Annotated in this window: 20 protein-coding genes; 4 read left to right on the plus strand and 16 right to left on the minus strand. The window is 71.6% G+C overall.

Going from position 1 to position 26,992, the window contains the following annotated elements; all coding sequences use genetic code 11:
• Positions 1-126: 126 nt before the first annotated feature.
• The 4 genes from CU044_RS25365 to hrcA form a co-directional block, all read right to left on the minus strand.
• Positions 127-864 (minus strand): 16S rRNA (uracil(1498)-N(3))-methyltransferase, encoded by a 738-nt coding sequence (locus CU044_RS25365; protein ID WP_129771063.1) that lies wholly within the window; start codon positions 862-864, stop codon positions 127-129.
• Positions 861-1,940 (minus strand): nitronate monooxygenase, encoded by a 1,080-nt coding sequence (locus CU044_RS25370; protein WP_129771064.1) that lies wholly within the window; start codon positions 1,938-1,940, stop codon positions 861-863. Before CU044_RS25370 ends, CU044_RS25365 begins: the two co-directional genes overlap by 4 nt.
• Positions 1,941-2,095: 155 nt before the next feature.
• Positions 2,096-3,232, minus strand: a complete 1,137-nt coding sequence (dnaJ, locus tag CU044_RS25375; protein WP_030354199.1) for a molecular chaperone DnaJ — start codon at positions 3,230-3,232, stop codon at positions 2,096-2,098.
• Positions 3,233-4,249, minus strand: a complete 1,017-nt coding sequence (gene hrcA / locus CU044_RS25380) for a heat-inducible transcriptional repressor HrcA (protein ID WP_129771065.1) — start codon at positions 4,247-4,249, stop codon at positions 3,233-3,235.
• Between the two features lie 174 nt (positions 4,250-4,423).
• Here hrcA and CU044_RS25385 point away from each other — a divergent pair, with 174 nt between their 5' ends.
• Positions 4,424-5,152, plus strand: coding sequence for an MBL fold metallo-hydrolase (locus CU044_RS25385; RefSeq protein WP_129771066.1), 729 nt, complete (start codon positions 4,424-4,426; stop codon positions 5,150-5,152).
• A gap of 33 nt (positions 5,153-5,185) precedes the next feature.
• Positions 5,186-6,010, plus strand: coding sequence for a DUF3097 domain-containing protein (locus CU044_RS25390; protein ID WP_129771067.1), 825 nt, complete (start codon positions 5,186-5,188; stop codon positions 6,008-6,010).
• Between the two features lie 99 nt (positions 6,011-6,109).
• On the opposite strand, the gene hemW is transcribed toward CU044_RS25390, so the two are convergent.
• The gene (gene hemW / locus CU044_RS25395) at positions 6,110-7,342 is read right to left on the minus strand and encodes a radical SAM family heme chaperone HemW (RefSeq protein WP_129771068.1); all 1,233 of its coding nucleotides are present in this window, start codon (positions 7,340-7,342) and stop codon (positions 6,110-6,112) included.
• Between the two features lie 107 nt (positions 7,343-7,449).
• Positions 7,450-9,498, minus strand: a complete 2,049-nt coding sequence (locus CU044_RS25400; RefSeq protein WP_240045834.1) for a SpoIIE family protein phosphatase — start codon at positions 9,496-9,498, stop codon at positions 7,450-7,452.
• 271 nt (positions 9,499-9,769) lie between these two features.
• Here CU044_RS25400 and CU044_RS25405 point away from each other — a divergent pair, with 271 nt between their 5' ends.
• Complete coding sequence (locus CU044_RS25405; protein ID WP_129771070.1) at positions 9,770-10,354, plus strand: response regulator; 585 nt, start codon at positions 9,770-9,772, stop codon at positions 10,352-10,354.
• 61 nt (positions 10,355-10,415) lie between these two features.
• Here the strand turns inward: CU044_RS25405 and CU044_RS25410 are convergent, their stop codons facing one another.
• Together CU044_RS25410 and lepA are read right to left on the minus strand one after the other, a co-directional pair.
• The gene (locus tag CU044_RS25410) at positions 10,416-12,305 is read right to left on the minus strand and encodes an AMP-dependent synthetase/ligase (protein WP_129771071.1); all 1,890 of its coding nucleotides are present in this window, start codon (positions 12,303-12,305) and stop codon (positions 10,416-10,418) included.
• Between the two features lie 320 nt (positions 12,306-12,625).
• Positions 12,626-14,494 (minus strand): translation elongation factor 4, encoded by a 1,869-nt coding sequence (lepA, locus tag CU044_RS25415; protein WP_129771072.1) that lies wholly within the window; start codon positions 14,492-14,494, stop codon positions 12,626-12,628.
• Positions 14,495-14,697: 203 nt separating this feature from the next.
• Between lepA and rpsT the strand changes: the two genes are divergently transcribed.
• A complete protein-coding gene (gene rpsT / locus CU044_RS25420; RefSeq protein ID WP_030352331.1) occupies positions 14,698-14,964 on the plus strand; it encodes a 30S ribosomal protein S20 in 267 nt (88 codons plus the stop codon).
• Positions 14,965-15,195: 231 nt separating this feature from the next.
• On the opposite strand, the gene holA is transcribed toward rpsT, so the two are convergent.
• The 8 genes from holA to leuS form a co-directional block, all read right to left on the minus strand.
• On the minus strand, positions 15,196-16,182 hold the full coding sequence (gene holA / locus CU044_RS25425; protein ID WP_129771073.1) for a DNA polymerase III subunit delta: 987 nt from the start codon (positions 16,180-16,182) through the stop codon (positions 15,196-15,198).
• Positions 16,183-16,292: 110 nt separating this feature from the next.
• Positions 16,293-16,538 (minus strand): hypothetical protein, encoded by a 246-nt coding sequence (locus CU044_RS25430; RefSeq protein WP_129771074.1) that lies wholly within the window; start codon positions 16,536-16,538, stop codon positions 16,293-16,295.
• A gap of 45 nt (positions 16,539-16,583) precedes the next feature.
• A complete protein-coding gene (locus CU044_RS25435) occupies positions 16,584-17,468 on the minus strand; it encodes a YceI family protein (RefSeq protein ID WP_129771075.1) in 885 nt (294 codons plus the stop codon).
• 186 nt (positions 17,469-17,654) lie between these two features.
• On the minus strand, positions 17,655-20,201 hold the full coding sequence (locus CU044_RS25440; protein ID WP_129771076.1) for a ComEC/Rec2 family competence protein: 2,547 nt from the start codon (positions 20,199-20,201) through the stop codon (positions 17,655-17,657).
• Positions 20,198-21,133, minus strand: coding sequence for a helix-hairpin-helix domain-containing protein (locus CU044_RS25445; RefSeq protein WP_345790153.1), 936 nt, complete (start codon positions 21,131-21,133; stop codon positions 20,198-20,200). The genes CU044_RS25440 and CU044_RS25445 overlap by 4 nt, the downstream gene beginning before the upstream one ends.
• Positions 21,134-21,435: 302 nt before the next feature.
• Positions 21,436-22,281: a DegV family protein gene (locus CU044_RS25450; RefSeq protein ID WP_129771078.1), complete on the minus strand. Its 846-nt coding sequence runs from the start codon at positions 22,279-22,281 to the stop codon at positions 21,436-21,438.
• A gap of 177 nt (positions 22,282-22,458) precedes the next feature.
• Positions 22,459-23,211 carry a hypothetical protein gene (locus CU044_RS25455; protein WP_129771079.1) on the minus strand — a complete coding sequence of 251 codons (753 nt, stop codon included), beginning with the start codon at positions 23,209-23,211 and terminating at the stop codon, positions 22,459-22,461.
• A gap of 344 nt (positions 23,212-23,555) precedes the next feature.
• Positions 23,556-26,447, minus strand: a complete 2,892-nt coding sequence (gene leuS, locus CU044_RS25460; RefSeq protein WP_129771080.1) for a leucine--tRNA ligase — start codon at positions 26,445-26,447, stop codon at positions 23,556-23,558.
• Positions 26,448-26,992: the final 545 nt, after the last annotated feature.

Genomic DNA, 26,992 nt, shown 5'->3' on the forward strand with positions numbered 1-26,992 from the left:
GATCAGTTGAGTACGTCGGCATGGTATCCGCTGCGGTAGGGGCGCGTGGCCGCCTGTAGACGTACGGAGGCAGTCCCGGCGCCGTCCCGGACGATGGCCCGGCGGCCCGCCGGGACCGGCTGCCCGTCAGGACCAGCGGCCGGTCCGGCCGAGCAGGAGCGCCGCGGCCGCCGTCCCCGCGGTGGAGGTGCGCAGCACGCTGCGGCCGAGCCGGTACGGCCGCGCGCCCGCCTCCGCGAAAGCCGTCAACTCCTGTGGGGACACGCCCCCTTCGGGCCCCACGACCAGCACGATCCGGCCCTCGGCGGGCAGCGGCGCGGTGGCCAGCGGCTCACTGCCCTCCTCGTGCAGTACGGCGGCGAAGTCCGCGTCCGCGAGCAGCGCCGCGACCTGCCTGGCCGACAGCGCGTCCGTGACCTCGGGGAAGCGGAGCCTGCGCGACTGCTTGCCCGCCTCGCGCGCCGTGGCCCGCCACTTGGCGAGCGCCTTGGCGCCCCGGTCGCCCTTCCACTGCGTGATGCAGCGCGCCGCCTGCCACGGCACGATCGCGTCGACGCCGGTCTCGGTCATCGTCTCGACGGCCAGTTCCCCGCGGTCGCCCTTGGGCAGCGCCTGGACGACGGTGATGCGGGGCGTGGGCTCCGGCTCGGTCCGTACCCCGGTGACGGCGACGTCCAGCCGGTCCTTGCCCTCGACCGCCGCGACCGTCCCGTACGCGCCGGTGCCCTCGCCGTCCGTCAGCACGATCTCCTCGCCGACGCGCAGCCGCCGTACGGAGACGGCGTGCCGCCCTTCCGGGCCGTCCAGGGTGACCGTACCGACCCGCAGTCCGCCGCTCTCGGTGACGAACACAGGGGCGGTCACGAGACGTTGCCCAGACCCGGCATCAACGAGGCGCGGGTCGCTTCGAGTTCACCCTTCAGCACCTCGACCAGCTGTCCTGCGGGCAGCTCGCGGGCCATGCGGTGGCCCTGTCCCGCCCAGAGCGCCATGCCCTGCGGGTCGCCCACCTTGGCGGCGGCCTTGCGCAGCCCGGAGGTGAGGTGGTGGACCTCGGGATAGGCGGGCGGGGCGTAGGGGCCGTGCTCGCGCATGAAGCGGTTCACGAGGCCGCGCGCGGGGCGCCCGGAGAACGCCCGGGTCAGCTCGGTCCGTACGAACAGCGGATTGGTCATGGCCTGCTTGTGCAGCGCGTGCGCGCCGGACTCCGGGCACACCAGGAACGCCGTGCCGAGCTGCGCCGCGTCCGCGCCCGCCGCGAGCACCCCCGCGATCTGGCCCCCGCGCATCAGCCCGCCGGCGGCGATGACCGGCAGCTGTACGGCCTCCCTGACCTGGGTCACCAGCGAGAGCAGCCCGATGCCCGCGGCGTCGGTGGCCGGATCGTCGCGGTGCGTGCCCTGGTGGCCGCCGGCCTCGACACCCTGGACGCAGACGGCGTCGGCGCCGGACCACTGCGCGGTCTGGGCCTCCTCGGGGGTGGTCACCGTGACCACGGTGTACGTCCCGGCCTGGGCGAGGGCGTCGAGTGTCGTCCTGGTCGGGCAGCCGAAGGTGAACGACACGACGGGTACCGGGTCGTCGAGCAGTATCGCCAGCTTCGCCTCGTAGCCGTCGTCCCGTCCGGCGTCGGGGTCGCCGAGCGGTGTCTCGTACCAGGTCGCCTCACCGGCGAGCTGGTTGCGGTACACCTCGACGGCCGCGTGGTCGGCGTAGCGGGGCTGCGGCATGAAGAGATTGATGCCGAAGGGCCGGGCGGTCAGCCCACGCAGCTGTTTGACCTCTTCGTACATGCCGTCCGCCGTTTTGTACCCGGCGGCGAGGAACCCGAGACCGCCGGCCTCGGAGACGGCCGCGGCCAGCTGCGGACAGGAGGCGCCGCCCGCCATGGGGGCCTGCACGATCGGATACCGGCAGAGATCGGTCAGTGCGGAGGACATGCAGGCATCGTGCCATGCCTTGTATGACAGCTACGAATCGGTGCCGCGTCGGGCATGTGACAGAGGAATGCGCGGCGGATCACGGGTGTCACGCCGGGGGACAACGCGAATGGCCCGGGGAGCGGTCCCCGGGCCATTCACCGAAACCCGTACCGTCAACGGCCGTTGAAGGCGTCCTTCAGCCGCGAGAACAGTCCCTGCTGTCCGGGCTGGAACTGGCCGGTGGGCCGCTCCTCGCCGCGCAGCTTCGCCAGCTCCCGCAGCAGGCGCTCCTGCTCCGGATCCAGCTTCGACGGGGTCATCACCTCGACGTGCACGATCAGATCGCCCCGGCCGCCGCCCCGCAGGTGCGTGATGCCCCGGCCGTGGAGCGGGATCGACTGGCCCGACTGCGTGCCAGGACGTACGTCGATCTCCTCCAGGCCGTCCAGCGTCTCCAGCGGGCACTTCGTGCCCAGCGACGCCGCGGTCATCGGGATCGTGACCGTGCAGTGCAGATCGTCGCCGCGCCGCTGGAACACCGCGTGCGGCAGCTCATGGATCTCGACGTACAGATCACCGGCGGGACCGCCGCCGGGCCCGACCTCGCCCTCGCCCGCGAGCTGGATACGCGTGCCGTTGTCGACCCCGGCCGGGATCTTGACGGTGAGCGTACGGCGGGACCGGATCCGGCCGTCGCCCGCGCACTCGGGGCACGGCGTCGGCACGACCGTACCGAAGCCCTGGCACTGCGGGCACGGCCGCGAGGTCATGACCTGGCCCAGGAAGGACCGGGTGACCTGCGAGACCTCACCGCGGCCGCGGCACATGTCACAGGTCTGCGCCGAGGTGCCCGGCGCCGCGCCCTCGCCCGAACAGGTCGTACAGACCACGGCCGTGTCGACCTGGATGTCCTTGGTCGTACCGAAGGCCGACTCGTTGAGGTCGATCTCCAGCCGGATCATCGCGTCCTGGCCGCGCCGCGTCCGCGACCGCGGGCCGCGCTGCGACGCCGTACCGAAGAACGCGTCCATGATGTCGGAGAAGTTGCCGAAGCCACCGGCTCCGAACCCGCCCGCGCCCCCGCCTCCGCTCTGCGAGAGGGGGTCGCCGCCGAGGTCGTAGACCTGCTTCTTCTGCGGGTCCGACAACACCTCGTAGGCGGCGTTGATCTCCTTGAAGCGCTCTTGCGTCTTGGGATCGGGATTGACATCCGGATGCAGCTCGCGGGCGAGTCTGCGGAATGCCTTCTTGATCTCGTCCTGAGATGCGTCGCGGCGCACGCCGAGTACGGCGTAATAGTCCGTGGCCACTTACGACTCCGCCAGGATCTGTCCGACGTAACGTGCCACTGCGCGTACCGCTCCCATCGTTCCGGGGTAGTCCATGCGGGTCGGTCCGACCACGCCGAGTTTGGCGACTGCCTCGTCGCCCGAACCGTAGCCGACCGCGACGACGGACGTGGAGTTGAGTCCCTCATGGGCGTTCTCGTGCCCGATACGTACGGTCATGCCCGGGTCCTTGGCCTCGCCGAGCAGCTTGAGGAGCACCACATGCTCCTCCAGCGCCTCCAGCACCGGCCGGATGGTCAAAGGGAAATCGTGTCCGAAGCGGGTGATGTTGGCGGTACCGCCGATCATCAGCCGCTCCTCGGTCTCCTCGACCAGGGTTTCGAGCAGGGTCGCGAGCACCGTGGTGACGGTCCCCCGGTCCTCCTGCTCGAAGGAATCGGGCAGGTCCTGCACCAGCTGCGGGACATCCGCGAAGCGACGCCCGACGACCCGGCTGTTGAGCCGGGCCCTCAGGTCCGCGAGCGAGGTCTCGCCGAAGGGCGCGGGACAGTCGATCATGCGCTGCTCGACCCGTCCGGTGTCCGTGATCAGGACGAGCATCAGCCGGGCGGGCGCCAGCGCCAGCAGCTCCACATGCCGCACCGTCGAACGGGTCAGCGAGGGGTACTGGACGACGGCGACCTGCCGGGTGAGCTGCGCCAGCAGCCGTACCGTACGGCCCACGACATCGTCGAGGTCGACGGCTCCGTCCAGGAAGTTCTGGATGGCGCGGCGCTCCGGCGAGGAAAGGGGCTTGACCCCCGCCAGCTTGTCGACGAAGAGCCGGTATCCCTTGTCCGTCGGGATACGGCCCGCGCTGGTGTGCGGCTGGGCGATGAAGCCCTCGTCCTCCAGCACCGCCATGTCGTTGCGGACGGTCGCCGGGGAGACACCGAGCCTGTGCCGCTCGGTGAGCGCCTTGGAGCCGACCGGCTCCTCCGTCCCGACATAGTCCTGGACGATGGCGCGCAGCACCTCCAGCCTGCGTTCGCTGAGCATCGCGCACACCTCCAGCTCTCGTCCGTCGTTCCGGCTTTGGCACTCGCTCTGGAGGAGTGCCAGCACTCCCCCAGCCAGTGTACGGCCGTGGGGTACACCGCTAGCAAGAGCAGCCGACCACGCTACCCCGGCATCGCGCTGGTCGTTGCCGATAGCGTCCCGTAGCGTCCCGGTATGAACGTGCCCACGAACATCCCCTGGGAAGAGTCCGGATGGGAACGTCTCGCCCCGGGGGTGGGGCGGCTGCGGCTGCCGGGGTGGGACGCGACGGCCGGACTGGCCGTCGGCACCGACGCGGCACTGCTGTACGACACGGGCTCCACGCTCCGCGAGGGCGCCGGGATCCGGGCCCGGATGCCACTGGGCGGCCGGCGTGTGACCCATATCGCGCTGAGCCACCCGCACTTCGACCATGTGCTCGGGACGGCCGCGTTCGCCGGGACCGAGGTGTACGGGGCCGCGGGCGTGGCGGAGCTGCTGACCGGCGGCACGACGGGCCTGTACGAGGACGCCGTGCGCCACGGGGTCGCCGCCGGGGAAGCCGCCGAGGCGGTCGGTCTCCTGGTGGCGCCCCGGCACGCGGTCTCCGGGGAAGTGACGCTGGACCTGGGCGGCCTCAGGGTCCTTCTCGTGAACGCCGGGCCCGGTCACACCGCCCACGATCTCGCGATGCTGGTGCCGGGCTCCCCTCCGGTGGTGTTCTGCGGCGACCTGGTGGAGGAGTCCGGCGAGCCGCAGGCGGGCCCCGACGCGCTCCCCGCGCGCTGGCCGGCGGCCCTGGACCGGCTGCTGGCACTGGGCGGCGAGGACGCGCTGTATGTGCCGGGGCACGGAGCGGTGGTGGACGCGGCGTTCGTCCGGGCGCAGCGGAACGCGCTGGCCGTGCGCGCCAAGGAGTCGTAGCGCCCGTGCCGCGCCCGGCCTATCGTCTTGCGAATGCGCAGCTACAGCCCTGATCTGACGCCCCCGTGGAAGAAGTCCGCACCCGCCCCCGAGGTGCCCGCCGAGCCGGATCTGGTGGTCGAGGAGGTGTCGACGGGCTTCTGCGGCGCGGTGATCCGCTGCGAGAAGACCGCCGAGGGGCCGACGGTCACCCTGGAGGACCGCTTCGGCAAGCACCGGGTCTTCCCGCTGCTGCCCGCCGGCTTCCTCCTGGAGGGCCGGCCGGTCACCCTGGTCCGCCCGGCGACGGCGGCCCCGTCCCGCCCGGCCCGCACCGCCTCCGGCTCGGTGGCCGTCCCCGGGGTCCGCGCACGCGTGGCCAGGGCGGGCCGCATCTACGTGGAGGGCAGGCATGACGCCGAGCTGGTCGAGAAGGTGTGGGGCGACGATCTGCGCGTCGAGGGCGTGGTCGTCGAGTACCTGGGCGGCATCGACGATCTGCCCGCCATCGTCACCGAGTTCGCCCCGGCCCCGGACGCGCGGCTCGGCGTCCTGGTCGACCATCTGGTACCGGGCTCGAAGGAGTCCCGTATCGCGTCCGCGGTGACCGGCGCGGACGTCCTGGTGGTGGGACACCCCTATATCGACGTCTGGGAGGCGGTGAAGCCCTCGTCCGTGGGGATCGCGGCGTGGCCGACGGTGCCGCGGGGGGAGGACTGGAAGACGGGCGTGTGCCGCGCGCTGGGCTGGCCGGAGAACACGGGGGCGGCGTGGCAGCACATCCTCTCGCGGGTACGGACGTACAGAGACCTGGAGCCGGCGCTGCTGGGCCGGGTGGAGGAACTGATCGACTTCGTCACCGCCGGCGGTGACGTGTGACGGGGGCGTGCTCGTCCTGGGGTCTTTCGTAGGGATCAGGGCGGATCAGGGAGCGGGGTCCGGTGCCGTGGACCGGACCCCGCGCCGCGCGCGCCGCCGTCAGTCCACCAGGTCCCTGACCACCGCGTCCGCCAGCAACCGCCCCCGCAGCGTCAGCACCGCCCGCCCCTCCTCGTACGGCCCCCGCCGCAGCAGCCCGTCCCCCACCGCACGCTCCGCCGCCGCCAGTCCCGCCGGCGCCAGCAGAGACAGATCGCAGCCGTCGGACAGCCGCAGCTCCAGGAGGATGCGCTCCACCCTGCGGTCCTCCGCCGCCAGGATCTCCCGCCCCGCGCCCGGCGACCGTCCCGACGCCAGCGCCGCCGCGTACGCGCCCGGGTGCTTCACGTTCCACCAGCGCACGCCCCCGACGTGGCTGTGGGCGCCCGGACCCGCGCCCCACCAGTCCGCGCCGCGCCAGTACAGCTCGTTGTGCAGACAGCGGGCCGCTTCCGAGGTCGCCCAGTTGGACACCTCGTACCAGGAGAAGCCCGCCTCCGCCAGCGTCTCGTCCGCGATCAGATACCGGTCCGCGTGCTCGTCGTCGTCCGTCATCGGGACCTCGCCGCGCCGGATGCGCCGGGCCAGCTGGGTGCCCTCCTCCACGATCAGCGCGTACGCGGAGACGTGGTCGGGCCCGGCCCCCACCGCCGCCGCGAGCGACGCGCGCCAGTCGTCGTCGGTCTCCCCCGGCGTGCCGTAGATCAGATCGAGGTTCACATGCTCGAAGCCCGCCGCGCGCGCCTCCGCGACGCACGCCTCGGGCCGTCCGGGGGTGTGCGTACGGTCCAGGACCTTCAGTACGTGCTGCTTCGCGCTCTGCATCCCGAAGGAGACACGGTTGAAGCCGCCCTCCCGCAGGGCCGCCAGATACGCCGGATCCACGGATTCCGGATTCGCCTCGGTGGTGATCTCGGCGTCGTCCGCGAGCCCGAACTCGTCGCGGATCACCCCCAGCATCCGTACGAGATCGGCCGCCGCGAGCAGGGTCGGCGTACCGCCGCCGACGAACACCGTACGGACCTGCCTCGGATCGTCGCCCAGCACCTTCCTGGCCAGCCGGACCTCGTCGGCGAGCGTCTCCGCGTAGTTGTCGCGGGAGGCCAGGACACCGCCCGAGCCGCGCAGCTCGGTCGCCGTGTACGTGTTGAAGTCGCAGTAGCCGCAGCGGGTCGCGCAGTACGGAACGTGCAGGTAGAAGCCGAGGGGCCGGTCCGCCGCGCCCGCGAGGGCGTGCGGGGGCAGCGCGCCGGTCTCGGGCATGGGGTCACCGTCGGGCAGTGCGGAAGGCATACCCCCAGTGTCCCGTACGCGACGGGTGGACCGGCCGGCGCCGGTCCACCCGGGTCCCGGTCGCGTACGGCCAGGTCGCGTCGGGACGCGTACGGGACGCGTCCGGCTCAGGTCGCCTGGAGCACCAGCAGCGCCACGTCGTCCTCCGGCGGTGTCTCGTCGAAGTCGTGCACGGTCTGCCGTATCCGCTCCGCGACGCCCTGCGCCGTCAGCCCCACGCACCCCGCGAGGGCCCGCGCGAGGCCGTCGCCGTCGTCGAGCATCCGCCGGCCGGAGCGGCGCTCCGTGACGCCGTCGGTGACGCAGAGCAGGGTGTCGCCCGGCTCCAGGTCGAAGGTGCTGCTCTCGTACGCGACCTTCTCCACGACCCCGAGCAGCAGCTGCGGTTCCGCCGCCGCGCGTACCGTCCCGTCCGGCCGCAGGAGCAGCGGCAGTGGATGCCCGGCGCTGGCGAGGGTGCACCGTACGGCGCCGCCCGCGCCCGGGAGCGGCATCAGTTCGCCGTACAGCAGGGACAGGAAGCGGGCCTGACCGCCCTCGGACGGTGACGACGGCGTCGCGGACGGGGAGGACGCCGCGGACGCCGGGGACACCGCAGGCGGCGAGGACGGAGAGGACGCGGCGACCCTCAGGGACGCGGACTCGGCCGCCTCCGTCGCGTCGTCCAGGAGCAGCCGGTTCAGCCGGTCGAGGACCGCGCCGACGCGGTAGCCCTCGCGGGCGAGCAGCCGCAGCCAGGGGCGCGCCAGGCCGGTGACGACGGCGGCTTCGGGACCGCTGCCCTGGACGTCGCCGAGCATGAAGCACCAGCGGTCGCCCGGCGGGCATGGGAAGACGTCGTAGAAGTCGCCGCCCGCCAGACCGTCGTCGCTCGGCTCGTACACCAGCGAGCTGGCGATGCCCGGGATGCGCGCCACCTGGGTGGGCAGCAGACCGCGTTGCAGGACCCGGCTGATGGTGACCTGACGGGTGTAGCGGCGGGCCGCGCCGATCGCGAGGCCGACGCGGCGCGCGAAGTCCTCGATGAGCGCGGTCACTTCGTCGGGGACCGCGTCCTGTCCCGGCCTGCCGAGCACCAGCGTGCCGAGCGCGCGCCCGTTCGCGACCAGCCGGCAGGCGAGCACCGCGCCGGAACCGGCGCCGGAACCGGAACCGGTCCCCGCCCCGGAACCCTCGCCCGGCCAGGGCATCCGCACCGGGCCGCCCCTCGGCGAGACCGGCAGCCGTGGCGGCTCCTTCTCCAGGATCCGGCGCAGCGGCTCGATCCCGGCCTCGTCCGCGTGCCAGACCCGCGCGAGCCGGGGCGCCGCGCCCTGCTGCCCGCCCTCGCCGTCCAGCCAGACCGCGCACCACTCCGCGAGCCGTGGCACGAGCAGCTGTCCGGCGAGCGCCGCGACGAGATCCTCGTCCAGCTGCCCGGCGAGCAGTTCGGACGCCTCGGCGAGGAACGAGAGGGCGCCCCGGCCGGTCCACTCGGGGTCGTCGCGCGCCGTGCGACGGGTCGCCGGCGCGAGGATCTCGGCGGCGCGCAGCCCGCGCCGCAGGGCGGGCTCGGTCCCCTGGTCCTGTTCCGGGTCCCGGCCCGCGAGCGGGAGGCGGGCCCAGACGGTCTTGAGCCCGGAGCGATAGGTGATGCCCCAGCGTTCGGCGAGCGAGGCGACCAGCTGGAGCCCGCGTCCGTATTCGGGGGTGCCGGCCGGTCCCTGCCCCGCCGGTTCGCTCTGTATGGCGCGCGCGGGGTGGTGGTCGGAGATTTCGAGGACCAGCGCCGCGGGTTCCTCGCCCTCTCCCGCCGGGGTCCCCGAGACGTCTTCGCCGGGGTCCTCCAGCCGGCAGAGCAGCTCGACGGTGGTGCCCGCGTGCACCACCGCGTTGGTGACGAGTTCGTCGACGATCAGCACCGCGTCGTCCGCGAGCAGATCGGTGCTGTGTTCCCCCGGGGAACAGCCCTCGTCCCCCTGGCAGAAGGTACAGGTGGTGAGCAGCCCGAGGCTGGTCCAGTCCGCGAGCGCCGCGCGGGTGAAGCGGCGTGCGGCGGACGGGGCGAGCGGGTTGCCCGGCAGGCTGGTACGTGATGTCGACCGCGTGTCCCTCCGTAACGGCACCTGGGGTGCCGGGAGATGAAGGGTCTCGCGCGGGATCGGAATGCGCCCCACTGCGGCTCCTGATCCGGTTCTGGCGTTGTGCCGCTTACGATCCCGACAGAGTGACAGACGGAGCCCGGTCATACGCGCCGAGTCATGGAAGTGGACAAGATTTGACCATGAACCGGAAGCGCGCCCGCCATATGTGCGGTGGTACGGCGGGAACACGGCCGGCTGTGGGGCGACACGAGGCCAAACCGCCGAAACGACGTGCCAAAACGCTTCGCGCAGAGCATTCTTGCCTCCCTGGCCGGAACACGGGGGGCCGGACAAGGGGAGCGGGATGAGCAGGGCAACAGCCACCACGGACCGCGCGAGCATCCTTCTCGTCGACGACCTGGAGGACAACCTCGTCGCGCTGGAAGCGGTCCTCGCCTCGCTGGACGAGCCGCTCGTACGGGCCCGTTCGGGCGAGGAGGCCGTACAGGCGCTGCTGCGGGAGCCGTTCGCGGTGATCCTGCTGGATGTCCGGATGCCCGGCATGGACGGCTTCGAGACCGCCTACCGGATCAAGCGGCTCGACCGGGCCAAGGACGTCCCGATCATCTTCCTGAACGGTCCGGAGTCCGACAGCGGTTATGCCTTCCGGGGCTACGCCACGGGGGCGGCGGACTTCCTGACCAAGCCCTTCGACCCGTGGATGCTCCGCGCCAAGGTCAGCGTGTTCCTCGATCTGTACCGCAAGAACCGCCAGTTGGAACGGCTGCTGGCCCGTGAGCAGGAGCATCTGGGGGAGATCACGGACCGGCTGGCCTCGATCGAGGACGAGTTGCGCGGGTGCGCCCCGGCCGTCCTCCACTCGGTGGGGAAGCAGCTGGCCCGTATCGGGGAGACGCTGGACGAACTGCGGCGCGGCCGGGGCCGGTAGACCCGGTGGACCGGCCGGACGGGGCCGGTAGACCCGGTGGACCCCGGCCGGACGGCCGTCCTCAGGATTCCCGGGAGCCCTGGTACATCTCCTCGATCAGGTCCTTGTACGTCCGCTCCACCACCGGCCTCTTGAGCTTGAGGCTCGGAGTCAGCTCACCGTGCTCGATGTCCAGATCGCGCGGCAGCAGCCGGAACTTCTTGATGGTCTGCCAGCGCTGGAGGCCCTCGTTGAGCCGCTTCACATAGCCGGCGATGAGCCGCTCGACCGCCGGGGAGGCGACCACCTCGGCGTATGTCCTGCCCGCCAGGCCGTTCTCGGCGGCCCAGCCGAGGATGGTCGGCTCGTCGAGCGCGATCAGCGCCGTACAGAAGTTACGGTCCGCGCCGTGCACCAGGATGTTGGAGACGAACGGGCACACCGCCTTGAACTGGCCCTCGACCTCGGCGGGGGCGATGTACTTGCCGCCCGACGTCTTGATGAGGTCCTTCTTGCGGTCGGTGATCCGCAGATAGCCGTCGGGGGACAGCTCGCCGATATCGCCGGTGTGGAACCAGCCGTCGGGCTCCAGTACCTCCGCGGTCTTCTCCGGCAGCCCGTGATATCCGGCCATGATCCCCGGGCCGCGCAGCAGGATCTCGCCGTCGTCGGCGATCCGTACCTCGGTGCCGGGCAGCGGCTTGCCGACCGTGCCGGTGCGGTACGCCTCCCCCGGGTTGACGAAGCTGGCGGCGCTGGACTCGGTCAGTCCGTAGCCCTCCAGGATGTGGATCCCGGCGCCGGAGAAGAAGTACCCGATGTCGGGCGCGAGCGCGGCGGAGCCGGAGACCGCGGCGCGCAGCCGGCCGCCGAACGCCTCGCGCAGCTTGGCGTAGACGAGCGCGTCCGCGGCCTTGTGCTTGGCGCCGAGCGCGAACGGTACGGAGGCCGTGCCCGTACGCCGGAAGTTGTCCTGGGAGACCTTGGCGTACTCGCGGGCGACCCCGGCCGCCCACTGGAAGATCTTGTACTTGGCGGCGCCGCCGGCCCGTGCCTTGGCCGCCACCCCGTTGTAGACCTTCTCGAAGATCCGCGGCACGGCCGCCATATACGTCGGCTGGACCACCGGCAGATTCTCGATGATCTTGTCGACGCGTCCGTCCACGGCGGTGACATGCCCGACCTCGATCTGTCCGGAGGTCAGCACCTTGCCGAAGACATGGGCGAGCGGCAGCCACAGGTACTGGACGTCGTCCTTGGTGATCAGCCCGGTGCCGGCGGTGGCCTTGGCCATGTACGACCAGTTGTCGTGCGGCAGCCGGACACCCTTGGGCCGGCCGGTGGTGCCCGAGGTGTAGATCAGCGTGGCGAGCTGGGTGGCCGTGATGGCACCGACGCGCTCCTTGACCGCCTCCGGACGGGTGACCAGATACTCCGTGCCGCGCGCCTCCAGATCGGCCAGGGAGAGCACCCAGCCGTCCGGATCGCCCTCGGCGGGGAGCGCGTCGGCGGCGTCGATCACGACGACATGCGCGAGACGCGGCAGCTCGGAGCGGCGTTCGCGCGCCTTGGCGAGCTGGGCGGCGTCCTCGGCGATCAGCACCCGGCTCTCGGAGTCCGCGAGGATGTACCCGGACTCCTCGGTGTTGGTCGAGGGGTAGATCGTGGTGGTCGCGGCGCCCGCGCACATCACTCCGAGGTCGGCGAGGATCCACTCGACGCGGGTGGACGAGGCGAGCGCGACGCGCTCCTCGGGCCGTACGCCCAGCGCGATCAGACCGGCGGCGATGGCGTACACCCGCTCCGCGGCCTCGCTCCAGCTCAGGGAGCGCCACTCGTCGGGGCCCTGGCCGGCCGGCGCGGGTACGGGGAAGCGGTAGGCCTCCGCGTCCGGCGTGGCGCTCACGCGCTCAATGAAGAGGGTCGCCACGGAGGGCGGCCGGTTCTCGATCAAGTTCTGTGTGTCGCTCACGACATCCTCCGGGCCCGCGGCAGCGCTGCGTGACTGACCTGATTGTGTGACTGGCGAGTAACTAACCGACGAGTAACTAGGATCAGTGATCAGACTAGAGGCCACCCGCCCGGTACGTAAGGGGCAACGGGGCGCCGCTTCAAAACGAGCCCGCCCCAGGGGGCGCGGGCGACGCGAACGGGCCCCTGCGCCACGGCGCGGGGGCCCGTCCTGTCCACGGATCGGTCTCATCCGTGGATCACGCTCGGCCACTTCTGCCGCATCTGCTTGCTTCTACTGCTTCCGCTGCCGCTTCTGCCGCATCTGCTACTTCTTCTCTGCTACTTCTTCGCCTTGCCGCCGGACTCGTCGCTGGAGAGCACCGCGATGAAGGCCTCCTGCGGGACCTCCACACTGCCGACCATCTTCATCCGCTTCTTGCCCTCCTTCTGCTTCTCCAGCAGCTTGCGCTTCCGGGAGATGTCACCGCCGTAGCACTTGGCGAGCACGTCCTTGCGGATGGCGCGGATCGTCTCGCGGGCGATGACCCTGGAGCCGATGGCCGCCTGGATGGGCACCTCGAAGGCCTGCCGCGGGATCAGCTCGCGCAGCTTGGCGACCAGCCGCACGCCGTACGCGTACGCCTGGTCCCGGTGGGTGATGGCGGAGAAGGCGTCCACCTTGTCGCCGTGGAGCAGGATGTCGACCTTGACGAGCTGGGCGGTCTGCTCGCCGGTGGGCTCGTAGTCGAGTGAGGCGTAGCCCCGGGTCTTGGACTTCAGCTGGTCGAAGAAGTCGAAGACGATCTCGGCGAGGGGCAGCGTGTAGCGGATCTCGACGCGGTCCTCGGAGAGGTAGTCCATGCCGAGCAGGGTGCCGCGACGGGCCTGGCACAGCTCCATGATCGAGCCGATGAACTCGCTCGGGGCGAGGATCGTGGCCCGTACGACCGGCTCGTGCACCGAGTCGATCTTGCCCTCGGGGAACTCGCTCGGGTTGGTGACCGTGTGCTCCTTGCCGTCCTCCATCAGCACGCGGTAGACCACGTTGGGGGCGGTGGCGATCAGGTCGAGGCCGAACTCGCGCTCCAGCCGCTCCCGGATCACATCGAGGTGCAGCAGCCCCAGGAAGCCGACGCGGAAGCCGAAGCCGAGGGCCGCGGAGGTCTCCGGCTCGTAGACCAGGGCCGCGTCGTTGAGCTGGAGCTTGTCGAGGGCGTCGCGGAGCTCGGGGTAGTCCGAGCCGTCCAGCGGATAGAGGCCGGAGAACACCATCGGCTTGGGGTCCTTGTAGCCGCCGAGCGCCTCGGTCGCCCCCTTGTTGAGGGTGGTGATCGTGTCACCGACCTTGGACTGCCGTACGTCCTTCACGCCGGTGATGATGTAGCCCACCTCACCGACGCCCAGGCCGTCGGCCGGGGTCATCTCCGGCGAGGAGACCCCGATCTCCAGCAGCTCGTGGGTGGCGCCGGTGGACATCATCCGGATCCGCTCACGCTTGTTGAGCTGGCCGTCGATGACACGTACGTACGTGACGACACCGCGGTAGGAGTCATAGACGGAGTCGAAGATCATCGCGCGGGCGGGCGCGTCCGCGACGCCGACCGGCGGCGGGACGTCCTTGACCACGCGGTCGAGCAGCACGTCCACCCCGACGCCGGTCTTCGCCGAGACCTTGAGCACGTCCTCCGGCTGGCAGCCGATGAGATTCGCCAGCTCCTCGGAGAACTTCTCCGGCTGGGCGGCCGGCAGATCGATCTTGTTGAGCACCGGGACGATGGTGAGGTCGTTCTCCATCGCCAGATAGAGGTTGGCGAGGGTCTGCGCCTCGATGCCCTGGGCGGCGTCCACCAGGAGGACCGTGCCCTCACAGGCCGCCAGCGAACGGGACACCTCATAGGTGAAGTCCACGTGGCCCGGCGTGTCGATCATATTGAGGACATGCGTCGTGCCCTCGCCCTCACCCGTACGAGGAGCCCAGGGCAGCCGGACCGCCTGGGACTTGATCGTGATGCCGCGCTCGCGCTCGATGTCCATGCGGTCGAGGTACTGAGCGCGCATCTGCCGCTGGTCGACCACTCCGGTCAGCTGGAGCATCCGGTCGGCGAGCGTCGACTTGCCGTGGTCGATGTGCGCGATGATGCAGAAGTTGCGGAGCAGCGCCGGGTCCGTACGGCTCGGCTCGGGCACGTGGAGAGGGGTCGCGGGCACGCAGGGTCCTGATTCTTGAGACGCGCGGCGTCTCGTCTCGGGTCGACTCGGATCGATACGTAGGCTCCATCGTCCCACGGGTACGGGACTGCGCCCGGTTTGGGCCGGTCGGAGGGTGACTGGTAGCCTGAACAGCTGTGTCTCGTGCCGTCTCGGCGCGGGACGGCTCAGTCAAGATTCACCGAACCTGAAAAGGCTCTTTCGTGGCGAACATCAAGTCCCAGATCAAGCGGAACAAGACCAACGAGAAGGCACGCCTGCGCAACAAGGCTGTCAAGTCGTCGCTCAAGACCGCGATCCGCAAGGCCCGTGAGGCCGCTGCCGCGGGCGACGTCGAGAAGGCCTCGCTGGCCGCTCGTGAGGCGTCCCGCAAGCTCGACAAGGCTGCCTCGAAGGGTGTCATCCACAAGAACGCCGCCGCCAACAAGAAGTCGGCGCTGGCTGCCAAGGTTGCCTCCCTCCAGGGCTGAGCGCTCTCTTGATTTGACCGCCGGACGGGACTCAGCGGGCCCTCTCTACCGCTCCTGACCGGCGTCCCCGAACTCGCACGCGACTGCGTTCGCCACGCGGGTGCGAGTTCACCAGGTTTGACGTCGAGGCCCCGGCCCCGTCCTCCCCAGGACGGGTCACCGGGGCCTTCGCCGTACCCGCTCTCGCGGCAGCGGCAGCGGCAGCGGCAGCGGCAGCGGCAGCGGCAGCGGCTAACGGTTGGAGCGGGCGGCGCGGGCGATCGCGACGACCGCCTTCTCCAGCGCGTACTCCGGGTCGTCACCGCCGCCCTTGACGCCCGCGTCGGCGGTGGCGACCGCCCGCAGCGCCGTCGCCACACCGTCGGGGGTCCAGCCGCGCATCTGCTGGCGCACCCGGTCGATCTTCCACGGCGGCATCCCCAGCTCCCGCGCGAGATCGGCGGGCCGGCCGCCGCGCGCGGAGGAGAGCTTGCCGATGGCCCGTACCCCCTGGGCGAGGGCGCTGGTGATCAGCACGGGCGCCACACCGGTCGACAGCGACCAGCGCAGGGCTTCGAGGGCCTCGGCGGTCCTGCCCTCCACGGCGCGGTCGGCGACATTGAAGCTGGACGCCTCGGCGCGGCCCGTGTAGTAGCGGCCGACGACCGCGTCATCGATCGTGCCCTCGACATCCGCCGCGAGCTGCGAGACGGCGGACGCCAGCTCGCGCAGATCGCTGCCGATCGAGTCGACCAGCGCCTGGCAGGCTTCGGGCGTGGCCGAGCGGCCCAGCGCGCGGAACTCCGAACGTACGAAGGTGAGCCGCTCCGCGGGCTTGGTCGTCCTGGGGCAGGCGACCTCACGGGCCCCCGCCTTGCGGGCGGCGTCCAGCAGGCCCTTGCCCTTGGCGCCTCCCGCGTGCAGCAGGACGAGCGTGATCTCCTCGGCCGGGGCGTCGAGATACGCCTTGACGTCCTTGATCGTGTCGGCGGAGAGGTCCTGCGCGTTCCGTACGACGACGACCTTGCGCTCGGCGAAGAGCGACGGGCTGGTCAGCTCGGCGAGGGTGCCGGGCTGGAGCTGGTCGGAGGTGAGGTCGCGTACGTCCGTGTCGGCGTCGGAGGCGCGGGCCGCCGCCACCACCTGCTGCACGGCGCGGTCGAGCAGCAGGTCCTCCTGGCCCACGGCGAGCGTGAGCGGGGCGAGCGGATCGTCGGAAGAAGTCTTTCTGGTGGCCATCGCGGTCCAGCATCGCATGGGCCACTGACAGCCGGGGCGGCCGGTGACAGCGCGCGGACGTCATGCGGTCGACGCCATGTGCCGGACAGGGACAGGATCTACGGGGCGTTCTACGGGGCTTCCCGCCAGCCGTCCCAGTCCGCCACGAACGCGTCCAGGGCCTCGGCGCCCAGCCGGGCCTCGGGGTCCTCCACGACGACCAGCCACTGGGCGTCCTCGGCGTCGTCCTCGCCGGCCAGGGCGTCCCGTACCAGCCGGGGCTCCTCGGCCACGCCGAACCGTTCGCCGAGCGCCAGCGCCACCTCCTCCGCGGCGTCGCGGTCGGGCAGCACCAGCACATGTCTCACATCGCTCACGGCCACATTCTTCCAGCCCGCCCCCGGGAGGGGCGGGGCCGGTCGTCAGCTCTTGGGGATGATCTGGATATCCATCTCGATCTTGATGCTGGAGCCGACGACCGCGATGCCGCGCGCCAGCATCGACTGCCAGTTGACGGTGTAGTCCTCGCGGTGCAGTTCGGTGGTGGCGCGGACGGCGGCGCGGGTCTCGCCCTCCATGCCGTTGCCGATGCCGAGGTACTGGGCGTCGAGTGTGACCGTGCGCGTGACGCCGTGGAGCGTGAGCGCTCCGGTGATCCCCCAGTTGTTGCCACCCCGGTGGACGAAGCGGTCGCTGTAGAACTCCAGCGTCGGGAAGTTCTCCACGTCGAGGAAGTCGGCGGAGCGCAGATGGTCGTCGCGCATCCGCACACTGGTGTCGATCGACGCGGCGCCGATGACGACATGCATCGCCGACCGGTCCATCGTCTCGCCGATCCTGATCGCCCCGGCGAAGTTGTCGAAGCGGCCGTGGACACGGGCGAGTCCGATATGACGGGCGATGAACCCGATCCGGGAATGGGCCGGTTCGATCTCCCAGTCGCCGGGAACGGGCAGCGGGAGCGACGGGGCCACCTGGAGCGTGATGTCCCCGAGACCGCTGGGCTCCGCGCCGTCGGCGATCGACACGTTGCCCCGGTACGGGGAGAAGCTCTCGGCCGAGATGGCGAGCCGGTACTCCCCGAAGGGCACCATCGTCACGATCATCCCGAAGGGGTCGGTCTCACCACTCACGACCTTGCGGCCGCCGCTGTCGCTCACCGTGAACTCGGCCTGCCCGACGGGCTCGTTGACGGGGTCGAGGACCCGGCAGGTGAGCAGCCCCGCGCCGGAGGGCACGGAGAGCCCGGCGAGCGGGTTGCTTCGCTGATGAGCGGCCGACCGTCGGCCGAGAAGGCGACTGATCATGGTGTACACGTACCCCTGTGCTTTCGGGCTTCTGCGGGGCCGCACACGGGAGACGTCATCGTCGAGGGCGGCGGCCCATGACGAATAGGCATTCGATCACTCTTGCGTTGTTCGAGGCAAACGTACCGACTGGTACAGGACGTCGTGGAGTCGATTGTCATCCGCTGTTAAACCGTCGCTCCCGCATCACCGTGCCAGGGGCGAGGCCCGCCCCCGGGGCACGGCCCGTAGCCCGGCCCCCGCTCCGACCACCGCGATCGCTCCGTCCGTGTCCGTACGGAGCACCGCCGCTCCACCGGCGCGGAGCGCGTCGACGGTACGGGGCGAGGGGTGTCCGTACGGGTTGTCCCGGCCCACCGAGATGAGGGCCAGCCGGGGGCGGACACCGCGCAGGAGGCCCGGGTGCTGGAAAGGCGAGCCGTGGTGGGCCACCTTGAGGACATCCGCCGGTGGCAGCGCCGGATGGTCACGCAGGAGGCCGCGCTGGGCGGGGGGTTCGAGATCGCCGAGGAGCAGCAGCGCCGGGCCCCGGGCGACCCGTACGAACAGCGTGACGCTGGAGTCGTTCGGCTCCCCGGCCGCCGTGGCCGTCCCGGCCCGCGGCCACAGCACCCGCCATGTCAGCGGTCCGGTCCGGCGCTGCTCGCCGGGCCGCGCGCGGACGACGGGCACCCGCGCGGCTGCCGCCGTTCTCCGTACGAACGCGGCCTGCTCCGGGGGGACTTCGGAGGCCGTTGTCTGGATCGCACCGATCGCCCGGCCCCGCAGGACACCGGGCAGCCCCGCGACGTGATCGGCGTGGAAGTGGGTGAGCACCAGCAGCGGGACGCGTGTGACACCGAGGTCCCGCAGACAGCGGTCGGCGGGCACGGGGTCGGGTCCCGCGTCCACGACCACGGCCGTGGAGTCGCCCGCCGCGAGCACGGCCGCGTCGCCCTGACCGACGTCGCACATCGCGAACGTCCATCTCGGTGGCGGCCATCCGGTGACGATCCGGGTGAGCGGCGGCGGCCGCAGGACCGCGAGCAGCAGCAGTACGGCGCAGACGGCGGCCGTCCAGGGATGGCGCGGGACACGGCGCAGGGCGAGCAGGACGAGGGCCGTCACGCCGACGAGCAGCAGCCCGCCCCGCCAGCCGCCGGGCCAGGCGGCCTCCGCGCCCGGCAGGGACGCGCCGGCGCGGGCGACGGACGCGATCCACCCCGCCGGCCAACCAGCGCAGCGGGCGAGCACCTCGGCCACGGGCATCGCCACGGGCGCCACGGCGAGCGCGGCGAAGCCGAGGACCGTGGCCGGGGCCACCGCCAGTTCGGCGAAGAGGTTGCAGGGGATCGCCACCAGCCCGACCCTGGCCGCGAACACGGCCACCACGGGCGCGCACACCGCCTGCGCCGCACCGGCCGCGGCCAGCACCTCGGCAAACCGTGGCGGCACCCCGCGCCGCACCAGCGCCGCGCTCCACCGCGGCCCGATGGTGAGCAGGGCGCCGGTGGCCAGTACGGAGAGGAGGAAGCCGTAACTCCGGGCCAGCCAGGGGTCGTAGAGCACCAGCAGCAGTACGGCGGCGGCCAGCGCCGGAAGCAGGGTTCTGCGGCGGCCCGTGCCGATGGCGAGGAGAGTGATCGCCCCGCAGGCGGCGGCCCGCAGCACGCTCGGCTCCGGACGGCAGACGATCACGAAGGCGAGCGTGAGCGCCCCGCCGAGCAGCGCCGTCCATCGCAGTGAGATCCCCAGCCGCGCGGCGAGCCCGCGCCGTTCGGCCCTGATGGCCAGCCCGGCCGGCCCGATCAGCAGAGCGAGCACAATCGTCAGATTGCTTCCGGAGACCGCCATCAGATGCAGCAGATCGGTCGCCGCGAAGGCGTCGTGCAGCTCGGGAGGAACACGTGTGGTGTCACCGACGACCAGCCCCGGCAGCAGGGCACGGGCATCGGGCGGCAGCCCGTCGGCCGCCTCACGCAACCCGGCACGCAGCTCTCCGGCCATGCGCTGGACGCGGGTCGGCGCTCCGGTGACCAGCGGCGGGCCCGTCCCCTCCACCCGTAACGCCGCGGCGTAGCGGTCGTCCTCACGCAGGGGAGGCGCGAGCTTCCCGGTCAGCCGCAGCCCCGTGGAGGGCAGCAGCCGCTGCCACCGGCCGGAGTGTTCACCGGGCGCGACGATCACCAGGACGGGCGTCCGGCCGGTGGTGGTCCCGCCCCTGGGTGTCGTCAGCCGGACGAGGTCGGCGTCCAGGACGAACCCGCCACCCGCGATCCGGTCCCCGCGGACCCTGGGACGTGCGGGCCGGGGGTCGGAGGTGACCGTCAACTCCGCCGTGACGCGGGCATATCGCTCCGCCAGGCCCGGTACGGGACCCCGCCGCGCATCGGCGCCGTGCAGCCCGGCCGACGCCGCCCCGGCGGCGGCGCACAGCAGCATCCCCGCGACGGCCACACCATTGAGCCGCCGCCTGATCCGCGGCCCGAGCGGTCGCGCGCGCCACTGCCTGGGCCGTCGTCGGGGCCGCCGCTCCGGCCCGCCACCCGACCACACCAGTAGCAGAGCGGCGGCCGACAGACAGGCGAGCACGCCAACAGCGGTCCAGTGCCCCGGGATTCCCAGCGCCAGGGCCGCCGCGCCCCACGCCGCGAGGGCGAGCGGGACCAGCCGGAGGTCGGCCGGGGCCTCCTGACGGGGGTTGGCGGACCCCAGGCGGTGGCCGGCCGTCGCGTGAACCACCGTGCGCGTCATGGCCGTACAAGGGACTGGAGGTCCGCGAACCTGCGCTCCCCGATGCCGTTGACCTCGCGCAGTTCGTCGACGGACCGGAAACCGCCGTGCCTGCCGCGGTAGTCGATGATGTGCTGGGCGAGCACCGGACCGACCCCGGGAAGCGTGTCGAGCTGTTCCGGCGTGGCGGCGTTGAGACTCACCGGCCCCACAGCGGCCCCGGCGCCGGCGGCCGCACCGGCGCCGGCGCCCGACGCCGGTGGAGCGGGGCCGCCCACCAGCACCTGTTCGCCGTCCATCAGCACCCGCGCGCGGTTGAGCCCGGTCAGGTCCGCACCGGGCTTCGCTCCCCCGGCGGCGCGCAGCGCGTCGGCGACCCGTGACCCGGCCGCCAGCCGCAGGACTCCGGGCCGCCGCACCTTCCCGCTCACATCGACGACGACACGGGCGGAGGGCGACGGCGAGGACGCGGGCGCGGACAAGGTCCCCGGCGACGCCTCGGGGAGGACGGCAGCCGCGCCCACATTCTCCGGAGCCCTGACGATCCCCGGCCGGCCACTCCAGAAGTGGTGTCCCGCCAGGATCACGCCCACCACCAGGACCACCGCGAGCGCCGCGAGTGTCCGCGGCTCCAGTCCGCATCTGAGCTGCACCCACAGGGGCAGCCGCTCAAGCAGAGCGGACCCCGCCCACGCGCGCACGCGCCCCGCCCGAGTCGTGTGCGGCGCCATGACCGCGTCCGCCACGCGCGGCGCGGTGCCGCTCCCGCCCATCCCCGGCACCACATCGCCGAAGAGCGCTTCCGCGCGGCGGCGCACATCCGTCCGGACGGTGGGCGGAGCGGTGATCGAAGGCGGCGCGCTGATCGGGGACGGGTCGGTGACCGGAGGCTGGGGGGTGATCGGAGGGTGGGGGGTGATCGGAGGCAGAGTCGTACCGTCCGCGTCGCCCACGCGCGACAGCGCCGTACGCGGGCGGGTTCGCGGGCGGCCGGGACGGCCATGACGCCCATGCCGGGCCCGGCCGTCGGAGCCCGGGGCACGGCCGGGGCCACTGGTGACGGAGATTACGGAGCGTGTTCGGAGAGCCATGCCACAAGACGGTAGGCACATCTGCCCGACCCCGCTGAGCAGGCCGAATTCCCGTGGACAACAAGCGAGTTGTGGACAACTCGGTCACCCTTACGAGTGGCCCGCCCCAGCCGGTCAGCGCGGTCAACCGATCAGCCGGTCAGCGCGATCACCCGATCAGCCGGTCAGCGCGGTGAGATCACAGCCCCCAGCAGCCCCGGCCCCGTATGCGCCCCGATCACCGCGCCCACCTCGCTGACATGCAGATCCACCAGCCCCGGCACCCGCTCACGCAGGCGCTCGGCCAGCGTCACGGCCCGTTCGGGCGCGGCCAGATGGTGCACGGCGATGTCCACCTCGCTCGTGCCCGCCCGTTCGGTGACGATCTCCTCCAGCCGCGCGATCGCCTTCGACGCCGTACGCACCTTCTCCAGCAGCTCGATACGCCCGCCGTCGAGCTGGAGCAGGGGCTTCACCGCGAGCGCGGAGCCCAGCAGCGCCTGTGCGGCGCCGATACGGCCGCCCCGGCGCAGATAGTCCAGCGTGTCCACGTAGAAGTACGCGGAGGTCCCGGCGGCCCGCTTCTCGGCGGCGGCCACCGCCTCGTCGAGCGTGCCGCCCCCTCCCGCCGCCTCGGCCGCCGCCAGCGCGCAGAACCCGAGCGCCATCGCCACCATCCCGGTGTCCACCACCCGTACCGGCACGGCCGCGTCCTTCGCCGCGAGCACGGCGGCGTCGTACGTCCCGGAGAACTCGGCCGACAGATGCAGGGAGACGATCCCGGTCGCACCGGCCTCGGCAGCCTTCCGGTACGCGGCGGCGAAGACGTCCGGACTCGGCCGTGACGTGGTCACGGAGCGTCGCTTCTGAAGCGCCAGGGCGAGCGAACGGGCCGAGATCTCCGTCCCCTCCTCCAGCGCGCGGTCACCGAGGACGACGGTCAGCGGCACCGCGGTGATGCCGTGGCGCTCCATCGTCTGCGGCGGCAGGTAGGCCGTGGAATCGGTGACGATCGCGACATGGCGGGACATGAGCGGGAGGTTACCCGTCGTCGCCCCCGGTCGGCAGCCCGCCCCCGCGTCAGTGATCGTTTCCGCCCTCGCGCACGCCGCGATCCCCCGTCGGATCGTGGTCCCGAACCGTCAAAGCCGTAAAGCCGTAAAGCCGCGGGGCGGTGGAGCCGTGAAGCCGCGGCCCGGGAACGACCGTCAAGTCGTGGTCTCGGGCCTGGTCTTCCCCGGCGCCTTCTGCCAGGGGTACGTCTGCTGCCGCCGCGGATCCGGGGGCTCGATCGCCTCGGGCCTGCCCTGGTCACCGCCCGCGGGACCCGCGTGGTCCGCACCGGCGGCCCCGGCCCCGGAACCCTCCGGCTCCGGCCATACGGACGGCTCCCGCTCCGGCTGTCCCTCCGCCGACGACCAGTGGCGCAGCGCCCCGGCCTCCATGTCGATCTGCGCGCTCAACGACGACAGATCGTCCTCCGCGAACTTCTGCGCCCGGTCCCGCGCCGCCCAGCGCAGTGAGTCCGCCGCGTGCGTGATCCGTTCCGTACGCTCACGCACATCCTGGAGCCGTTCCACGACTCTCGTGCGGTCCGGGTCCCGCTCCAGCTGCCGCAGTTCGTCGTCCAGCTCAAGGCCGTGGGCGCTCAGCCGCTGGAAGAGCTGCACCGACTCCGCCAGCGAGGCGTCCTCCGCCGCACCGGCCTGGAGCGCGTCCTGCGTGGCCCGCATCGAGGTCCGCAGCCTCAGCCGCAGCTGTGCCAGCTCTCCCGCCGCACCCGTCTGCCCGATGCTCTTGGCGCGCAGCGTGGTGTCCTCGACGGTCCGGCGGGCCTGCGAGATCGTACGGTCGACGCCCCGCTTGGCCGCGCGCACCGCCTTCACGCTCACAAACACCCCCAGCGCGACGAAGGCAACGAAGGCGGCGACAAGCAGCGCCACGACAATCACGACGTCCATGGGCGCCCCTTCGTATTCGGCCGTGTTCGGGAGCGGCTTCCCGCTCACCGCTTCTTCCACGTTAAACGGAACAGGCAGGCCGAGGGTTCCTCAGGAACCCCCAACCTGCCCGTAGGGGAAAGCCCTGTGCTTCGCGACGCGGTGCCGCACCGGGTGGGCACCACGCGACGCGCTACTACACCGTGCGGGTGCCACACAGGTCCGCACCACACCGTGCGAGCACCACACGGGGCCGCACCACAGCCCGGCGGTACGACACCACGCGAGTACTACGCCAGGCGGTACTACACGGCGCGGTACCACACAGCACGGTCCCGTGCGGCGCGGTACTACGCGACGCGGTACTACGCGGGAACGATGTTCACCAGCTTCGGCGCCCGCACGATCACCTTCCGGATGCCCCCGCCGCCCAGCGCCGCGACCACCGCCGCGTCACCCAGCGCCAGTGCCTCCAGTTCCTCGTCCGAGATCGACGGGGAGACCTCCAGCCGCGCCTTGACCTTGCCCTTGATCTGCACCACGCAGGTCACGGCCTCGTCGACCACATACGCCGGGTCCGCGACCGGGAAGTCCTGGTGCACGACCGAGTCGGAGTGGCCCAGCCGACGCCACAGTTCTTCGGCGATATGCGGGGCCAGCGGCGCGACCAGCAGCACCAGCCGCTCGGCGACCGACCGCGAGACGGGGCCGCCCGTCTTCGTCAGCTGGTTGTTCAGCTCGGTCACCTTCGCGATGGCCGTGTTGAACCGCAGCCCCGCCATGTCCTGCGTGACCCCGTCGATCGCCTTGTGCAGCGCGCGCAGCGTGTCCACGTCGGGCTCGGTGTCCACGACGGTGACCTCACCGGTCGCCTCGTCCACCACATTGCGCCACAGCCGCTGCAGCAGCCGGTACTGGCCGACGACCGCGCGGGTGTCCCACGGCCGCGAGACGTCCAGCGGGCCCATGGCCATCTCGTACAGCCGCAGCGTGTCCGCGCCGTACTCGGCGCAGATCTCGTCCGGAGTGATGGCGTTCTTCAGGGACTTGCCCATCTTGCCCAGGACGCGGCTGACCTTCGCGCCCTCGTACCAGTAGGCGCCGTCCCGCTCCTCGACCTCGACGGCCGGCACCGCGATGCCGCGGCTGTCCCGGTAGACGAACGCCTGGATCATGCCCTGGTTGTACAGCTTGTGGAACGGCTCGGCCGAGGAGATGTGCCCCAGGTCGAACAGCACCTTCGACCAGAAACGCGCGTACAGCAGGTGCAGTACGGCGTGCTCGGCGCCACCGACGTACAGATCGACACCGCCGTGCGGCTGCCCCTCGCGGGGGCCCATCCAGTACTGCTCGACGGCCGGGTCGACCAGCTTCTCGCTGTTGTGCGGGTCCAGGTAGCGCAGCTCGTACCAGCACGAACCGGCCCAGTTCGGCATGGTGTTGGTCTCCCGGCGGTAGCGCTTGACGCCCTCGCCGTCGCCCAGGTCCAGCTCGACATCGACCCAGTCCGCGTTCCGTGACAGGGGCGTCTCCGGCTGCGTGTCCGCGTCGTCCGGGTCGAACGTGCGTGGCGAGTAGTCGTCGACCTCCGGCAGCTCCAGCGGCAGCATCGACTCGGGCAGCGCGTGTGCCGTGCCGTCCTCGTCGTAGACGATCGGGAACGGCTCGCCCCAGTACCGCTGACGGCTGAACAGCCAGTCCCGCAGCCGGAAGTTGACCGTCCCCTCACCGATACCGCGCGCGGCCAGCCACTCCGTGATCCGCGCCTTGGCCTCGGTGACACCCAGGCCGTCCAGCGAGATGTCCTCGCCGGCCGAGTTGACGAGACGCGCGTCGTACGAGGCGAACGCGTCGTCCCACTCCGCGGGGTCGGTGGAGCGGCCGTCCGAGGGCTCGACCACACAGCGCATCGGCAGCTCGAAGGCGCGCGCGAACGCGAAGTCACGGCTGTCGTGCGCCGGTACGGCCATGATCGCGCCCGTGCCGTAGCCCATCAGCACATAGTCGGCGATGAAGACGGGTACGCGGTCGCCGCTGACCGGGTTGGTGGCGTACGCGCCGGTGAAGACACCGGTCTTGTCCTTCGCCTCGGCCTGCCGCTCGACGTCGGACTTCGACGCGGCCTGCTTGCGGTACGCGTCGACGGCCTCGACGGGGGACGTGTGGCCGCCCGTCCACACGTCGTGCGTGCCCTCGGGCCAGGCGGCCGGGACGATCTTCTCGACCAGGTCGTGCTCCGGCGCCAGCACCATGTACGTGGCGCCGAACAGCGTGTCCTGACGCGTGGTGAAGACGGTGATGGCGTCCGCGTGACCGTCGTCACCGACATGGACCGGGAAGTCGACGCGCGCGCCCTCGCTGCGCCCGATCCAGTTGCGCTGCTGGAGCTTGATGGCCTCGGGCCAGTCCAGCTCGTCCAGATCGCTCAGCAGCCGGTCCGCGTAGGCGGTGATCCGCATGTTCCACTGGCGCAGCTTCGCCTTGAACACGGGGAAGTTGCCGCGCTCGGAGCGGCCGTCCGCGGTGACTTCCTCGTTGGCCAGGACGGTACCCAGACCGGGAGCCCAGTTGACGGGCGCGTCGGAGGCGTACGCCAGCCGGTACTCACCCAGGACGTCGGCGCGCTCGGCGGCGTTCAGCGCACTCCACGGGCGCCCGTCGGGCGTCGCGCGCTCCCCGCTCTCGAACTGCGCCACCAGCGTCTCGATCGGACGTGCCTTGTCCGCGTCCTTGTCGTACCAGGAGTTGAAGATCTGTACGAAGATCCACTGGGTCCACTTGTAGTAGTCCGGGTCGATCGTCGCGATGGACCGGCGCTTGTCGTGGCCCAGTCCCAGCCGGCGCAGCTGGACCTTCATGTTGTCCATGGCGGCCTCGGTCGACACCCGGGGGTGTGTACCGGTGGCGACCGCGTGCTGCTCGGCCGGCAGGCCGAAGGCGTCGAAGCCCAGCGTGTGCAGCACGTTGTGCCCGGTCATGCGCTGGTGGCGGGCGAACACATCGGTGGCGATATAGCCCAGGGGATGGCCCACATGCAGACCCGTGCCCGACGGGTACGGGAACATGTCCATGATGAACTTCTTGGGCTTCGCGGCCAGCTCCGGGTCGCCGGCCAGATCGCCCGTGGGGTTCGGTGCCTCGTACGTGCCCTCGGCGTCCCAGAAGTCCTGCCAGCGTGCCTCGATGTCGGCGGCCAGGGCCGCCGTGTAGCGGTGCGGCGCCACCGGCTCGGCAGCAGCGGAATTCGTCTCGCTCATGATTCTCTGAAGCTCCATCGATCGTCTCTGCCAGCGGATTCGGCCGTGCCATTCGACGAATGGCGGCGCCGGCCGGTGAACGAAAAAGGCCCCTCACACAGGAGGGGACGCCGCGCCGATTCCGACCGGATCTCTGTCATCCGTCTCCGTCGGGACTGATCAGCGCGGCCCGCTAAGCAGAAGGCGTACGGCACGCATGGCGCCAGGGTACCGCAGCGCCCGGAGGGCCCGCACCGGCGTATCACGCGGTGCGGCATCGCCCGAGATCACATCCTTCGTCCCGTGCGTGAACACGCCCGTGAACCCGCCCGTAATCACACCCGAGGCCACCCCCGAGGCCACACCCTCGGTCACGCCCGAGGGTCGCCCGGAAGAGGAGAGTCCGGGGAGACGGCGAGGAGGAGACCGGGAGGCCTCGGGGAGAGTACGCACAGGAATGGGTGAGAGCGAGCGAAAAGGTTGACAGAAGAGCTTGACAGGGAGGCGGCATTGGGCGTGTCGGAGGCCCCCGGGGGAGCTCCGAAGGAAGCACCGCACCCGCCTTA

The sequence above is a fragment of the Streptomyces sp. L-9-10 genome, from assembly GCF_004151105.1.
Lineage (GTDB): Bacteria > Actinomycetota > Actinomycetes > Streptomycetales > Streptomycetaceae > Streptomyces.